This window comes from Methylobacter luteus IMV-B-3098 (assembly GCF_000427625.1).
Lineage (GTDB): Bacteria > Pseudomonadota > Gammaproteobacteria > Methylococcales > Methylomonadaceae > Methylobacter > Methylobacter luteus.
Genome location: NZ_KE386569.1, coordinates 1,526,735 through 1,541,358, shown reverse-complemented (window position 1 = coordinate 1,541,358; position 14,624 = coordinate 1,526,735). Strand labels below are relative to the sequence as shown.

Below are 14,624 nucleotides of genomic sequence, written 5' to 3'. Positions count from 1 at the left end.
GGCGCCGGAAACTTATAACCATATAAAATGCGCGGCACGGAATGATGCGGCAGCCATGGATGGAGACTCAGGCAAATCGTTAGAAGGGGGCGATAGATGGCGCAAGCGCTGTATTACAGGTATTGGGGGAAAGCCAGGCCCGATAAAGAGAACGGGCCGGCTTATCATTTGTTGCCGTATCATTGTCTGGATGTGGCGGCGGTGGCCGATCAATGGTGGCAGTATAGTGCCGATATCAGGCGATGTTTTGCCGAAATTACCGGTTTAGCGGAAGAACAAGCCCGTGCCTGGGTGCTGTTTTTTATCGCTTTGCATGATTACGGGAAATTTGATCTTCGTTTTCAACGCAAGGCGCCGGAAGTCTGGAAAGTTGTCAATACCGAATCAGACAGCATGCTTGTCCAACTGAATGGGAAGGCCATCAAAGACTATTGCCATGGCCCTGCCGGGCTGTATTGGTTTTATCAGGACTTAAAGGAGCGGTTTTCATCAGCAGAGGATGACTTTTACTTTGACGACAACGATGACTGGTTAGCCTGGTATAGCTGGTTGGCGCCTGTTATGGGCCATCACGGCATCGTGCCGGATGATGCTCAAAAAGAAAATCATCATCCGCCAATTGCAGAAGCGTGCTTGCTGTCTGCATTCAAACAAGCGAGATTGCAATGGCTTAATGCCCTGGAGCGGCTTTTTCTTACTCCGACGGGATTATCGCTGAACGATACTCCGCCTTTACTGGAAAAAACCAAAAACAGCCAATCGGCTGCAACAATGCTGGCAGGTTTTTGTTCGGTAAGCGATTGGTTGGGGTCATCCGACTATTTCAAATATGACGATCAACCGTCTGATGATTTGCAGAGGTGGTATGAAGCGCGGTTGGCGGTTGCCAGGCAAGCGTTGCAGGAAGCCGGAGTCATAAGCCAAATCAAGCCTTATCAAAGTATCGATGTTTTACTGAATGGCTATTCTCCACGGCAAGTGCAGTGTCTCATTGAACAACTGCCAAAAACACAAGGCTTAACGCTGATGGAAGCCTCAACGGGAGCGGGAAAAACCGAAGCGGCTCTGGCTTATGCATGGCAATTATTGGCGTTGGGCTTGGCTGACAGCATCGTGTTCGCGCTGCCGACTCAGGCGACTGCCAATGCCATGTTAAAGCGATTGGAGAAAGTGGCGCCATTGCTGTTTGCTAATGAAGCCAACGTGATTCTGGCGCATGGCCGGGCGAAGTATGAGCAGAATTTCATAAACTTAAAACAGGCCTGCCATCCGCACACTGCTCAAGGCCATGAAGAAGCCTGGGTCCAATGCGGCAACTGGCTGGCGCAGAGCCGCAAACGGGTTTTTCTCGGGCAAATCGGCGTCTGTACGATCGATCAAGTACTGGTTTCGGTACTGCCGGTCAGGCACAAGTTTGTGCGCGGCTTCGGGATCGGCCGCAGCGTATTGATCATTGACGAAGTCCATGCCTACGACAGCTATATGTACGGTCTATTGGATGCCGTGCTGGAGCAGCAACGCCTTGCCGGAGGCAGCGCTATTTTATTGTCAGCCACCTTGCCGTCCCGGCAAAAAGAGCAGCTGGCGAAGGCATGGGGTTGCAAGTCAGCCGCTACCGACAAAGCTTATCCGCTGATTAGCCATTACAGTACTGGACAAAGCTTTGCATACGATTTGGCGGCACAGCCCGATCAACAGCCCAAACCGACATCGATTCATTTGGAACTGATCAAAACACCCCATCTATTGCCTGATAATAGTTTTATTCGCCGATTGCTTGATGCCGTAGCTCAAGGCGCGCAAGTCTGTCTGGTCTGCAATCTGGTCGCGGTCGCACAACAACTTTACAGCCAATTACAGGCGAGAATTGAACAAATAGAAGCACTCGCCGAAGATCAGTTGCTGCTTTTTCATTCCCGATTTATCTTCGCTGATCGCCAGCAAAAAGAGCAGGCTGTTCTCGATCTATTTGGTGCGGAACCCAAGCCGGAAAACGCCAGAGCCAAAGGTCATTTATTGATAGCGACTCAAGTAGTCGAGCAGTCACTGGATCTGGACTTTGACTGGCTGATCACCCAGCTTTGTCCGGTCGATTTGCTGTTTCAACGCATGGGTCGCTTGCATCGACACCGCCGCAGCAGGCCGGAACGGTGTGCAGAGCCGGTTTGTACCGTGTTATTACCCACCGAAGACGATTATGAATTGCACGAACTGATCTACGGCAACAGCCGGGTGCTGTGGCGTACCCAGCAATGCTTGCAGCAAGCGGAGCAGGAAACCGAAGCCAAGATCAGTTTTCCGGCAGCGTATCGGGATTGGATTGAAGCTGTTTACAGCGAAGGGGCATGGCCCGATGAACCGGAATGGGTGCTGAAAAGTTACCAGCAATTCAGTCTTGACAGCGAATCGAGCCGATACGCTGCACTGGTAAACATAAGACGAAATCCCGGTCTTGATGATAACGATGTCAATGTTGCCGCATTAACCCGCGACGGCGAAATGAACCTCAATCTGATCCTTTATTATATTAATACTCAGAGCGAACGGTGTTTATTGAATGGCGACATGATAGACAAGCTGGATGAGAGCGATCGCCTGGAAGCCATAAACCTGAATAGTGTCGCCGTGCCGAAAAACTGGGGCAATCACGGCAGGTTGCCGGAAGCCGATAAAGAAGGTTTTATCTGGCTGCCCATGCAACCAACCGAGGAAGGCCACTTCGTCGCGCAACAGGGCGATTACATCTATCTTTACCAAGCCAGCACAGGATTAAATCGTATGGAACAACCGAAGGAAAACCCATGAATTTACTGATAGACACATGGATACCGGTTCAGCATCAAGGCAGCTACCAAAAAATAAGCCTGCAGCAGCTGCTTTGCGGCGAACAAACCGGCGAACTATGCCTGCCGCGCGACGACATGGAACTGGCTTGTTTGCAGCTTTTATGCGCCATGACACAAGTGCTGTTCATTCCCAAGGATAAAAAAGCATTGGGGCAATACATCAAAGAGCCGATCACGCCTGAAGCTTACGCCGATGCCTGCCAAGGGAAAATGGACTGGTTCGATCTGGAGCATCCGGAAACGCCGTTCATGCAAATCCGAGGCGTAAAAGCGGCGCAACCGACTCCGATGGATAAATTACTGGCCGGAGTCGCAGATGGAACGAATAAAGCTTTTGTCAATCCGCAAGGCTTGGCTGAAGCCTTGTGCCGTGGTTGTGCGGCCATTGCGTTATTTAATGCCGCCAATAATTGTCCGAGCATGGGAGGCGGTTTTAAAGGAGGTTTGCGAGGCAGCACGCCGATCACGGTCCTGATTAAAGGCCGCACTCTTAGAGAAACAGTCTGGTTGAATGTCCTTACCGAGGAAACGGCGGAATCCGTTATGCCCTGGCATCAAGCGACAAAAGACCAGTTGCCAAATTACCTGGACAGAATAAAAGCCGACGCCAAAATACCGGTTTCCGCCATAGGCCTGAATCGGGGCTTATTATGGCAGCCTGCCCATTTTGAATTATTGCCTTCTCACGGTTCGGCAAATTGCAGTTGTTGCGGATGTTATGAGCCGGTTTATAACGGCTTTAATAAAGCCAAATTCAACTATACGATAGAAGGTGTCTGGGCGCATCCCTTATCAGCACGGACTTTTGCCATAAAAAAGGGCGAAAGAGAAGAAAAATTTCCTTCGTTCACAACCACGGCACCGACCTGGACGCATATGAGCCGGCTAGTAGTTGATAAGCAAGACGACAAGGAAGGCCAGCAAACCGCGCCGGTTATTCAGCAAGCCAGAACCTTTATGGCGGCGGACAGGATTCAACTCATCATCGGCGGCTATCGAAACAATCAAGCGACGATATTGGAGCGCCGGCATGAGCTATTCAGCCTGGCGCAAGGCTGGGCAGAGCATGGCGACGTGATTCAACAGATTATTGACGACGGCCTGGCCTATAAAACCGCCTTAAGAAAAGCATTGTATCTTTTTGCCCTCGGAATCAAGGACAAAGTGAACGGCTCCGGCGTCAATCTTTGTGATTCTGTTGAGGCCGCCTATTACCAGCGAACGGAAAATTTGATGCATAACAGTTTTGCGACTATTAAATTCGAAGCCCCGCGAGATGAGTTGCAAGCATTGAATAACCAGCTCAAGGCTATCGTTATCAGCCTATTCAATCAGTCCACCGAACCTTATCAGCAAGAACCCAAAATGCTGAAAGCCTTGGCGCTGGCAAGGCGGTCTTTACACAAATCCCTGAAAGAACTTGAACCCCAAGGAGGAACCCTATGAGTGAGGGAGAAAACAAAACGCCCGATTTTCTGGCGTTATACGCACGTTATCAAGGGTTAAAGCCCGGCCCGAAAGCGGAATTGAGGAGAGTCATGAATCCGGGCGACCTGATTGAAATACCCGCTTTTTACCAGGTATTGCAGGACAACAAGTCTCATAAAGGCATGCAACGCCTGCTGTATTGCCTGCCACTGATTAAGCATCAGGAAAATGGTAATTCTCTGGGAAAGGCATTAGCCAAAGCAGACATTAGTGAAAAACGTCTGTTCATGGTGATCCGTTCACAGGAGCCCAACGATTTGATCCAATTGCGCCGTCTGTTGAAATTAGCCGGCCAGCCTGCCGTTGATTGGCCGCAAATGGCCAATGCACTGTGGTGGTGGGATCACCCGAATCAGTTTTCAAAACGAAAAATACTGGAAGATTTCTTCTATTACAAAAATAACTAAATCCGGAATATCGGCTTAATTAAAGGAATGCAAAAAAATGAACAAGAATTTTATCAACTTTCACGTTTTGATTTCACACAGCCCATCCTGCTTGAATCGCGATGACATGAATATGCAGAAATCCGCTATTTTTGGCGGCAAAAGACGGGTGCGGATTTCCAGCCAGAGTTTAAAGCGCACGATGCGCCAAAGCCATTATTCTCGTGAAAACTTGGGCGAGCCTAGCATTAGAACGAAGCATTTATGGGATGTTGAAAAGAATAATTTGAAAATTATTGCTACTGAAGCATTGAGTGGTCGCTTCGAAAATACTTTGATTGAAAAAGCCATTGAGTTAATCAGCGGCAAAAAACTGGATTCCGACAATAAAGTTGAAAACGATGCCGTTGCTCCCTGGGTGATAGAAGAAATTGCTTATTTTTGCAATCAAATACAAAAGCTTGAACAAGAAGGAACGGCAGAAAATAAACTGCAAAAGATTGTCGAGAAAGATAGTCTGGCGTTCCGCGAAGCGCTGGCTAAAGGACTCGATATAGCTTTGTATGGCCGCATGGCGACATCGGGCCTGATGAGTGAAGTCGGCAAGATCGACGGCGCCCTGGCCGTTGCCCATGCCATCACTACCCACGCCGTCGATGCGGACATCGACTGGTTTACTGCCGTGGACGATTTGCAGGAATTAGGCTCAGGCCATTTGGATACTCAGGAATTTTCTTCTGGTGTGTTCTACCGCTACGCCAGCCTTAACCTTAAGCAGTTGCAGGTGAACATGGGTCTGTTGCCTGATATGAAAGCCGTTGAAACAGTAGAGAGCAGATGGAAAGCACTGGAGGTTGCAGCCCACGTATTGCACATGCTGGCAACCGAAGTACCTGGCGCCAAGCAGCAAAGCTTTGCCGCGCATAATCCGGCGGATGCGGCATTGGTCAGCTTTTCCGATCAGCCGGTTTCCTTGGCCAATGCCTTTGAAAAGCCCATACAGGCCGATCACAAAGGCGGGTTTAGAGAGCCATCAATTGCTGAATTGAACAGCTATTGGGATAAAGTGCATCGAGGGTATGGCTTGGATGAACATTGTGCTGAATTCACTTTGGATGGCGTAGAGCTACCGGCTGGCATTAATGCCAAACGATCACTGCCCGAGCTTGAAAGTTGGGTAAGAAACAACGGTGAAGGCTAACCGGAAGCGATGCCATGCGTAAACATTTGATATTAAAACTGCAAGGCCCAATGCAGGCCTGGGGCAGGGAGAGTTTTGAAGGCTTGCGTCCTTCCGAACTTTTTCCCGGCCGCAGTGCCTTGCTTGGACTATTGGGAGCCTGCCTGGGCATCGAGCGTACCGATCATGAGCAACAGCAAGCCTTGGCCGATAGTGTAGCGTTTGCCGTGCGCGTTGATCGGCAAGGCCAAAAAATGACCGATTACCATACCGTCAAGGATGCACGGGAGGATTATCGCGGCCTGAAAAGCCACGACACCATTCAGACCTGGCGGGAATATTGGCAGGATGCCTGTTATACCGTTGCCGTATGGAATAATGAAGAGCCGGCTATTTCCTTGGAAACGATTGAGCACGCTGTCAGGCAGCCTGTTTACACGCCAGTACTGGGCCGACGGAGCTGTCCGCTTGGCAGGCCTCTGTTTGAAACGGTTTTATCGGCTGAATCGGCGCTGTCAGCTTTGGCCCAGACCGGCATTAACCAGGGAGTTATTTACAGCGAAGAGGAAACCGACAGCGCTATTCCTTTAAGAAAGCGGGATGTGCCTATCATTCATCAGCCCCGGCAATTTTCTACACGAACCGTATTTATGACAGCAACCAAGGGAGCGGTTCATGTACCTGAGTAAAATTCATATTCCCTGGCCGCAGGCACAAAATCCTTACCAGCTTCATCAGGCATTATGGCGCTTGTTTCCCGGGCATGAAGATGCGGACCGTGACTTTCTGTTTCGCGTTGAACAATTGCAAAGAGGCGTCGGCACTCATATCTTGATGCAATCGACCATACAGCCGCAAAGCGTCGAGCAAAGTCCGATAATACTCAACTGGCGCGAGTACGTTGTAAACATTCAAAATGGTCAAAGGCTGCGTTTCCGACTGCGGGCCAATCCGATCAAAACCATCAAGGACAGCAGCAAGGGCACGATTGAAAAGCAAGGCAAAACCTTTACCAAAACCGTGCGGGTGCCGCTAGTGCATGAAGAGCAGCAACAGGCCTGGCTGGAGCGCAAGCTGCAATCTTTTGCGCAATTGGAATCGCTGATCGTGCAACCCGAACCGGTATTGTATTTCCGCAAAGCCAGAGAAGGCCGCAGCGGCAAAATTCAAACCGTGATGTTCGACGGCATACTGACAGTTACCAATGCCGAAGTCCTGAGTCAGGAAATCAGGCAAGGCATTGGGCCGGCCAAAGCCTTCGGATGCGGTTTGCTTTCCATAGCCAGAGCTTGACAGGATTTAATATGCTCCCACCCCTCAAACCCATCGCCATGAAAGAACGCGTCTCCATGGTCTTCATCGAAAAAGGCCAGATCGACGTCAAGGACGGCGCGTTTGTCGTGATCGACGAGACCGGCATACGCACGCACATCCCGGTCGGCAGCATCGCCTGCATCATGCTGGAACCCGGCACGCGGGTTTCCCATCATGCCGCTGCTTTGGCCGCCAGGGCAGGGACACTGCTGGTCTGGGTGGGCGAAGCCGGCGTGCGGCTATACGCGGCGGGCCAGCCGGGCGGGGCGCGCTCCGACCGTCTGCTTTACCAGGCTAAACTGGCGCTGGATGATGCGGCGCGTCTGAAAGTCGTGCGCAAAATGTACGAGATCCGCTTCGGCGAAAAGCCGCCGGAAAGGCGCAGCGTCGAACAGTTGCGCGGCATAGAAGGCGCCCGCGTCAAGAAGATTTATCAACTGCTGGCCAAGCAGGCCGGCGTGGAATGGAAAGGGCGCAATTATAATCCGTCTCAATGGGACATGAGCGATATGCCCAATCGTTGCGTCAGTTCGGCGACGGCCTGCCTGTACGGCATCTGCGAAGCAGCGGTTCTGGCGGCCGGTTACGCCCCCGCCATCGGTTTTATCCATACCGGCAAGCCTTTGTCGTTCGTTTACGACATAGCCGATTTGTTCAAGTTCGACGACATCATTCCACATGCCTTCAAAATCGCCGCCAAGAATTATCGCGATCCCGAGCGCGAAGTTCGGCTGATGTGCCGCGATATTTTCCGGCAAACCAAAATCCTCAGAAAAATCATTCCCACCATAGAGGATGTGCTGGCGGCCGGCGAGCTGGAGTTGCCGAAGCCGGCCGAGGAATCGATCGCGCCCGCCATTCCTAATCCTGAGAGTATCGGCGATGTTGGTCATCGTAGTTGAAAACGTGCCGCAGCGATTGCGAGGCCGACTGGCCGTCTGGCTGATCGAAATCCGCGCCGGCGTTTATGTCGGCGATTTATCGGTTAAGGTCAGGGAAATGATCTGGTCGCAGATCGAGGAAGGTATTGAAGAAGGCAATGCCGTCATGGTCTGGTCCACCAATACCGAATCAGGTTTTGACTTCATGACCCTGGGCAAAAACCGCCGTCTGCCGGTCGAGTTCGACGGCCTCAAACTGGTCTCTTTTTATCCTGCGGAAGATCAGAAGGATGAAAATGCTCTTTAACAATTCGACGATAAAAAATCGGCTTTTTATTTGGTGGAAAATAGGAAGCGATTATTTCGCTTAATTAACAGTGTGTTAAGATAAGTCCGTTCCCCACGAGCGTGGGGATGAACCGCAAAGCTGGCCCAGGATGATAGGCACGTTATTAACCGTTCCCCACGAGCGTGGGGATGAACCGTCGTTAATCATCCCGGACCACATGAGTTTATTCCGTTCCCCACGAGCGTGGGGATGAACCGCATCTAAACGCCCTATTAAACGTAGGGCGCATCCGTTCCCCACGAGCGTGGGGATGAACCGTTTGCTGCTTGGCCTGCCTTATCTGATCGATTCCGTTCCCCACGAGCGTGGGGATGAACCGCAGCTTGAATTTGAATTGGATGAAGCTAAGGACCGTTCCCCACGAGCGTGGGGATGAACCGAATGCGCGGCAATGATAGATAACGCTCAGTCACCGTTCCCCACGAGCGTGGGGATGAACCGTCGCAGGGCCCGGGACACTTCAGGATTTTAAACCGTTCCCCACGAGCGTGGGGATGAACCGCATTCATGAATCACAGATAAAGGCTAAGTTATCCGTTCCCCACGAGCGTGGGGATGAACCGGGCAGACGGTAACGCCAAAGCCAAAGGAAAGCCCGTTCCCCACGAGCGTGGGGATGAACCGCCAATTCGACAACAACATTAGCGCAGGTAAAACCGTTCCCCACGAGCGTGGGGATGAACCGCTGACTGGAGTAACGCGCAAGAAAGTCAAAGCGCCGTTCCCCACGATCGTGGGGATGAACCACCTTGCGGCGATTGAGCATTCAAATTGCCGGCCTATTTCCCACGTTCGTGGAGATAAATCAAACCGATTTAATCTTTTTTTAATCACTTTTTATTAGAATATCTCCCGGTTTACGGACGGGGTTGAGCTGGCGTATTTCGGCGGCCTGATCTCCTGTGACCACTGTTCCCCACGTCTGTGGGCATGAACCGTAGAAACACCTGAAACGGCAGATAAGCAGTACCTGTTCCCCACATCCGTGGGGATAAAGCCAAATCGAGCCGAGTACGCCTGGTTGCCAACCGAAAATGCAGGTTTCCTTCGTCCATAGGAATAAACTGTTCTACGAGGCTTAGGCTGATATATCATCAGTAAACATATTCTCCGCAACGAAGGGGCGGACAGGTTGATAAATTCATCAACGCCGGAATGATCGGATACCGCCCAGGCCCTCGGGTACAAACAGATCAAAAATGAATTAATCTCGCCTGTACAAAAATATTGCTGGCCGAATACAAGAATATTCGAACTTTCTAAGAGTTGCTGAATCATTGCAATGTATCCGATACAATATTTTCTCTCTACACTAAAATGCGACAAGAGCCTGTTAAACCCGCCAGAATTGTAACTAAATGATTTATCCTAAAGATTTTATCGAAACGGCCGAAGGGCTGATTTTTGCCGTGGTGGCGCAACCCCTGGAGCAGGGCAAGGTGCTGTGTTTTTTGCGTTACGTCAAGGAAGCCTCGGGCTGGAAAAAATACGACACTGCCGAAGCCAATGCCCTGCTGAAACGGCAGCATTCCGATTATCTGCATTATTCCAGTGTTCTGGATGCGCATTTGCATGCGGTGCCCATAGCCCGCATAACCAAACATCATCAGCCCCGGCGAAGATTACAGCGTATCATTCAGATGAATGAGCCGGATGCGATTGAACAGGATTTGCTTCAGTTGTGTCATTTGTTTCAACAGCAGGGCGTGGATTTAATGAAGACGGGCGTGACCGGTTCGCTGCTGATCGGCGTTCAGAAGCAAAGTTCCGATATTGACCTGGTCTGTTACGGACGGGATGTTTTTAATGAAGCCAGGGCGATCACACGCGAGCTGATTCGACTGGGGCATTTGCAGGAACTCAATGACGATGATTGGGAACAAGCCTTTCAGCGCCGCTCATGCGCTCTGAGTTATGGCGAGTATGTCTGGCACGAGCGGCGCAAATACAATAAGGCGATCATTAACGGGCGGAAATTCGATTTGAATTTTGTTGAAAATGAGGTGAAGCCCGCGTCTGTCAATTATCAGAAATGCGGGACGGCCACATTGCAATGCAAGATAACCGATGCCACACGCGCCTTTGATTATCCGGCCGAGTTCAAGGTGGATCATGAGCATATCGATACGATCGTCAGCTTTACCGCCACTTATACGGTGCAGGCTTTAGGCGGCGAAACGGTGGAGGTATCGGGTTTGCTGGAGCAGATGGACCAGGGCTCCAGGCGTATTGTCGTCGGTTCCAGTCGCGAAGCGCATGGCGAATATATTAAGGTTATTCAGAGCCCGGATGCATAAATTACCCGATTTCAGCGCGATTATTTTTGACATGGACGGTTTGGTGCTGGATACCGAGACCACGTACGTGGCTGCCTGGCAGCAGGCGGCCCGCGTCATGGGCCATGAGTTCCCGGAAGCGTTTTGTCTGTCCATGTCGGGCCTGCATTCCAATGTTGTCGGGCAGAGGCTGAGGGATTTCTGCGGGGGCGGTTTCAATCTGGAAAAATTTGCCCGGTTAAGCGCCGACTTTTGGCGTCAATATGTCAATACGCATGGCATCAGCACGAAAAAAGGCTTTAATCGGTTGCTCGCTCTTATTGACGAACTTGAGATACCTTATTGCCTGGCCACGAACAGCCCGATGGTCAACGCTTATCAGTGCCTTGAGTTTGCCGGCATCGGGGATGTTTTTTCGACGGTGATCACGCGTGACCATGTTCAGCAGGGCAAGCCGGAGCCCGAAATTTTCCTGAAAGCGGCAGAGTTGCTGGATGTGAGTATCAGCCGGTGCCTGGTTGTCGAAGATTCCCATGCCGGCATCGAGGCGGCGTCCAGAGCCGGCGCGTTTTCGGTATTGATCCCGTCGGTATTGCCTGTCGACCCGCGCACGGTCGAGTTATGCGATGTCATGATGGAAAATTTGGCGCAGTTGGCTGATGTGATCAGTACCTGGAATTGGACTTTAGGGCGGACTTTGGCCAGTCCGCATTAAAACAGCTTCTTAGTTCACATATCGGCGGATTGATCATGTATAATTTTTATCACTTATCTGCCACAAGCGATTTTTAACTTTTGAAAGTACAACATTCTAAAGTCTCAGTGATTGCCCCTGCGAGATTGCATATGGGGTTTATCGATTTAAGCGGATCATTGGGCCGTCATTTCGGCAGCATTGGCATTGCGCTCAATGAAATCAGCACGCGTTTATCAATAACTTCCGCTGAGCAATTCACTATTACCGGGCCGGCCGCACAGCGCGCCGCGAAATGCGCAGCCATGTTGTGCCGCACGTTACAGGTACCCGACAAGCTCAATATCACGATTGAAGCGGCGATCCCTGAGCATGTCGGGCTGGGTTCGGGCACGCAAATGTCCCTGGCGATCGGCGCCGCGCTGAATGAATTTTACGGCTTGGGGCTGACTGTCAGGGAAATTGCGCAATTGACCGACAGAGGCATGCGTTCAGGCATTGGCATCGGTGTTTTCGAACAGGGCGGACTGGTTGTCGACGGCGGCAGAGGCGAAAAAACGATCACGCCGCCGGTTCTGGCGCATATGGATGTGCCGGACGATTGGCGCTTTATTCTGGTCTTCGATCAGCGCGGGCAGGGGTTGCACGGTCAGCAGGAAATCCAGGCTTTTGAAGGGTTGCCGCCATTTCCTGTGCAGGAAGCCGCGCGCCTGTGTTATTTGTTGCTGATGCAGGGGCTGCCGTCCGTGGCCGAGAAAGACATAGTCAAGTTCGGCGATGTCATTACGCAACTGCAAAAATCGGTCGGTGAGCATTTTGCCTCGGCGCAGGGTGGAATTTTCACCAGCCTGGAAGTGGCCGAAGCAATGAGATGGTTTGATCGCCAGGGCGCCGTCGCCATCGGCCAGACTTCATGGGGGCCTACCGGGTTTTGCGCCGTGGACGGTGAGCACTTTGCGGAGTCTCTGGTTAGGCATGCCAGACAGGAATTCGCTCATTTTGACAATTTGAGCTTTATTGTCGCCAGCGCCCGCAATAGCGGCGGCGATATTTTTATCATGTAGAAGCCGTCCTTGTTCCGGTGACGGCCGATCCTGTCATTCCCGAATATATCCTTATCATCGCCAGTTCGGCGCGCATGTTGGTGCAGGCCGCAAGAACGGCTGGCCTGAAGCCTTTGGTCATAGACCGCTTTGCCGATCAGGATACGCAAGCCGGGGCCGAAGCCTATCGGCGGGTCGAATCATTGGCCGAAACCGATATTAAGGCAGCCGTAGACTATTTGATCGAGTGCTACGGTGTTGCCCATGTCGTTTACGGCAGCGGCTTTGAATGCTATCCGGATAGTCTGCGCTATCTGGTCAGCCGATTGGAAATTCTCGGGAACCGGGTCGACGTTTTTGCAAGAGTCCAGGATAAGAAAGCGTTTTTTTCTTGTTTGCATGATCTGAATATTCCTTATCCGGACGTTTCTTTTAACCCTCCTTTATATGGCGGAGATTGGCTGATAAAGCCTTTGCAGGGGGTAGGCGGCGTAGGCATCCAACGCTGGCGCGCTGAAGAGGAATCTTCAACCGGGGTCTACTGGCAGCGCTATATTGAAGGCGGGCAAAATTCCGTGCTGTTTCTGGCGGACGGCGGCAGCCCGCAGGTCATCGGTTTTAACAGGCAGTGGTCGGTGGCTTTGGATGACAGGCAGTCGTTTGTTTTTTCAGGAATCATCAACGACAGTGAGTTGCCGGATGAATGTAAAGCATTGGTAACGGACTGGCTGAAAAAGCTCGTGCCGACTTTTGCGCTGAAGGGCTTGAATTCTCTCGACTTTATACAGGCCGAAGGGCAGGGCTACGTACTGGAAATCAATGCGCGGCCGCCGGCCAGCATGCAACTGTACGACCGGGATTTGCTGGTCAGGCATGTCAGAGCCAGTCAGGGCGAGCTGATTGCCGGTCTCTCGGCACAAACCGGCTGTGCGGGTTATCAGATTGTTTACGCGTTATCGGATTTGCGCATCCCTAAAGTATTCGCATGGCCGCCATGGTGCATGGATCTGCCTGAATCCGGCGCATTAATTGGCGCAAAACAGCCGATTTGCAGTATTATTGCGCACGCGGAAAAATCGCGGCAGGTTTTGGAAAAGCTGTCGATTAGACAACAGATTATAGTTAATAAATTACATCAAGGTATCGACCGATATGGAATATACAGCAAGCGTTAATAAATTGACCCAGCCATTAGTCAAGCAACTAATTGATAACGCGGATAAATTAAGAGTCCATGTAGAAAAACTGGCAAATGGCTGCACGATCGTTGATGCTGGAATCAAAGTGCCGGGCGGTATCGAAGCCGGCCGCATCATTGCTGAAATCTGCCTCGGCGGCATGGGCACTGTCACGATCAGCCACAGCCCTTATACGACTAACTGGCCGTTGACCGTTAACGTGCATACAGGTAATCCGGTACTGGGTTGTCTGGGCAGCCAGTACGCGGGTTGGAGTTTGTCGCATGAAAAATATTACGCGCTGGGATCAGGTCCCGCCCGCGCCATGGCGACTAAGGTAAAAGACGGCAAGGAAGAGCCGGTTGAAGAACTTTACAAGGAATTGGATTATCGCGACGAGGCCGATTCGACGGTACTGGTGATCGAGAACGATGCGATTCCGCCTGTTGAGCTGGTTGAAAAAGTCGCGGCCGCCTGCAAGGTCGATCCGTCGAAGCTGACGATCATCGTGACGCCGACCAGCAGTCTGGCCGGCGGCGTTCAGGTTGTGGCGCGCGTGCTGGAAGTGGCCATGCACAAGGCTCATGCGTTGCATTTTCCATTGGAAAACATCGTTGACGGCAGCGGCAGCGCGCCGGTTTGCCCCCCGCATCCGAATTTCGTTAAAGCCATGGGTCGCACGAACGATGCCATCCTGTTCGCAGGGCAGGTGCATATTTTCGTCAAAGGCAGCGACGAGGCCGCCGAAAAACTGGCGCAGGAATTGCCCAGCTCAACGTCCAAGGATTACGGCAAGCCTTTCGCCGATATCTTCAAACAGTATGAATACGACTTCTTTAAAATCGACGCCATGCTGTTCAGTCCGGCCAGCGTGATCGTGACGGCGGTCGAGTCCGGCAAAAGCTTTCGCGCCGGCAAGCTCGACAATGCCTTGCTGGATCAGTCATTCGGCGCCTAACGCCAAATCATCTTGCCGCGAAGCGTCAAAG

General features: G+C 51.6%; 13 protein-coding genes and 1 CRISPR repeat array. All 13 genes read left to right on the top strand.

Translation table 11 applies throughout. The features are described 5' to 3' along the window. Nucleotides 1-96 precede the first annotated feature (96 nt). The 13 genes from cas3 (at nucleotide 97) to mch (ending at nucleotide 14,593) form a co-directional block, all read left to right on the top strand. A complete protein-coding gene (cas3, locus tag METLU_RS0108955) occupies nucleotides 97-2,805 on the top strand; it encodes a CRISPR-associated helicase/endonuclease Cas3 (RefSeq protein ID WP_027157922.1) in 2,709 nt (902 codons plus the stop codon). Further along, nucleotides 2,802-4,292 carry a type I-E CRISPR-associated protein Cse1/CasA gene (gene casA / locus METLU_RS0108950; protein WP_027157921.1) on the top strand — a complete coding sequence of 497 codons (1,491 nt, stop codon included), beginning with the start codon at nucleotides 2,802-2,804 and terminating at the stop codon, nucleotides 4,290-4,292. Before cas3 ends, casA begins: the two co-directional genes overlap by 4 nt. Further along, nucleotides 4,289-4,741 carry a type I-E CRISPR-associated protein Cse2/CasB gene (casB, locus tag METLU_RS0108945; RefSeq protein ID WP_027157920.1) on the top strand — a complete coding sequence of 151 codons (453 nt, stop codon included), beginning with the start codon at nucleotides 4,289-4,291 and terminating at the stop codon, nucleotides 4,739-4,741. Before casA ends, casB begins: the two co-directional genes overlap by 4 nt. 37 nt (nucleotides 4,742-4,778) lie before the next feature. Beyond that, entirely contained in the window at nucleotides 4,779-5,921 is a 1,143-nt protein-coding gene (gene cas7e / locus METLU_RS0108940; RefSeq protein WP_027157919.1) for a type I-E CRISPR-associated protein Cas7/Cse4/CasC, read from the top strand. Nucleotides 5,922-5,935: 14 nt separating this feature from the next. Next, nucleotides 5,936-6,589: a type I-E CRISPR-associated protein Cas5/CasD gene (gene cas5e / locus METLU_RS0108935; protein WP_027157918.1), complete on the top strand. Its 654-nt coding sequence runs from the start codon at nucleotides 5,936-5,938 to the stop codon at nucleotides 6,587-6,589. Next, entirely contained in the window at nucleotides 6,576-7,193 is a 618-nt protein-coding gene (gene cas6e, locus METLU_RS0108930) for a type I-E CRISPR-associated protein Cas6/Cse3/CasE (RefSeq protein ID WP_027157917.1), read from the top strand. The genes cas5e and cas6e overlap by 14 nt, the downstream gene beginning before the upstream one ends. Nucleotides 7,194-7,204: 11 nt before the next feature. Next, complete coding sequence (gene cas1e / locus METLU_RS0108925; RefSeq protein WP_027157916.1) at nucleotides 7,205-8,116, top strand: type I-E CRISPR-associated endonuclease Cas1e; 912 nt, start codon at nucleotides 7,205-7,207, stop codon at nucleotides 8,114-8,116. After that, nucleotides 8,097-8,402 (top strand): type I-E CRISPR-associated endoribonuclease Cas2e, encoded by a 306-nt coding sequence (cas2e, locus tag METLU_RS0108920; RefSeq protein WP_027157915.1) that lies wholly within the window; start codon nucleotides 8,097-8,099, stop codon nucleotides 8,400-8,402. The genes cas1e and cas2e overlap by 20 nt, the downstream gene beginning before the upstream one ends. 86 nt (nucleotides 8,403-8,488) lie before the next feature. Further along, a CRISPR array of direct repeats spans nucleotides 8,489-9,191; the repeat unit is 29 nt; unit sequence CCGTTCCCCACGAGCGTGGGGATGAACCG. A 611-nt stretch (nucleotides 9,192-9,802) separates the two neighbouring features. Then, nucleotides 9,803-10,741 (top strand): hypothetical protein, encoded by a 939-nt coding sequence (locus tag METLU_RS0108915; protein WP_027157914.1) that lies wholly within the window; start codon nucleotides 9,803-9,805, stop codon nucleotides 10,739-10,741. Further along, nucleotides 10,734-11,435 (top strand): HAD family hydrolase, encoded by a 702-nt coding sequence (locus METLU_RS24910; RefSeq protein ID WP_051299841.1) that lies wholly within the window; start codon nucleotides 10,734-10,736, stop codon nucleotides 11,433-11,435. The genes METLU_RS0108915 and METLU_RS24910 overlap by 8 nt, the downstream gene beginning before the upstream one ends. Nucleotides 11,436-11,566: 131 nt before the next feature. Next, the gene (locus METLU_RS0108905) at nucleotides 11,567-12,478 is read left to right on the top strand and encodes a beta-ribofuranosylaminobenzene 5'-phosphate synthase family protein (protein ID WP_027157913.1); all 912 of its coding nucleotides are present in this window, start codon (nucleotides 11,567-11,569) and stop codon (nucleotides 12,476-12,478) included. 17 nt (nucleotides 12,479-12,495) lie between these two features. Next, a complete protein-coding gene (locus METLU_RS0108900) occupies nucleotides 12,496-13,632 on the top strand; it encodes an ATP-grasp domain-containing protein (RefSeq protein WP_231383578.1) in 1,137 nt (378 codons plus the stop codon). After that, a complete protein-coding gene (gene mch, locus METLU_RS0108895; protein ID WP_027157911.1) occupies nucleotides 13,610-14,593 on the top strand; it encodes a methenyltetrahydromethanopterin cyclohydrolase in 984 nt (327 codons plus the stop codon). The genes METLU_RS0108900 and mch overlap by 23 nt, the downstream gene beginning before the upstream one ends. Nucleotides 14,594-14,624 lie beyond the last annotated feature (31 nt).

Bases quoted from the DNA above. Each gene is read 5' to 3' on its own strand.
- cas2e (WP_027157915.1), top strand. From the start codon at position 8,097: ATGTTGGTCATCGTAGTTGAAAACGTGCCGCAGCGATTGCGAGGCCGA.
- cas7e (WP_027157919.1), top strand. From the start codon at position 4,779: ATGAACAAGAATTTTATCAACTTTCACGTTTTGATTTCACACAGCCCA.
- cas1e (WP_027157916.1), top strand. From the start codon at position 7,205: ATGCTCCCACCCCTCAAACCCATCGCCATGAAAGAACGCGTCTCCATG.
- cas6e (WP_027157917.1), top strand. From the start codon at position 6,576: ATGTACCTGAGTAAAATTCATATTCCCTGGCCGCAGGCACAAAATCCT.
- casA (WP_027157921.1), top strand. From the start codon at position 2,802: ATGAATTTACTGATAGACACATGGATACCGGTTCAGCATCAAGGCAGC.
- cas3 (WP_027157922.1), top strand. From the start codon at position 97: ATGGCGCAAGCGCTGTATTACAGGTATTGGGGGAAAGCCAGGCCCGAT.
- mch (WP_027157911.1), top strand. From the start codon at position 13,610: ATGGAATATACAGCAAGCGTTAATAAATTGACCCAGCCATTAGTCAAG.
- METLU_RS0108905 (WP_027157913.1), top strand. From the start codon at position 11,567: ATGGGGTTTATCGATTTAAGCGGATCATTGGGCCGTCATTTCGGCAGC.
- METLU_RS0108915 (WP_027157914.1), top strand. From the start codon at position 9,803: ATGATTTATCCTAAAGATTTTATCGAAACGGCCGAAGGGCTGATTTTT.
- cas5e (WP_027157918.1), top strand. From the start codon at position 5,936: ATGCGTAAACATTTGATATTAAAACTGCAAGGCCCAATGCAGGCCTGG.
- casB (WP_027157920.1), top strand. From the start codon at position 4,289: ATGAGTGAGGGAGAAAACAAAACGCCCGATTTTCTGGCGTTATACGCA.
- METLU_RS24910 (WP_051299841.1), top strand. From the start codon at position 10,734: ATGCATAAATTACCCGATTTCAGCGCGATTATTTTTGACATGGACGGT.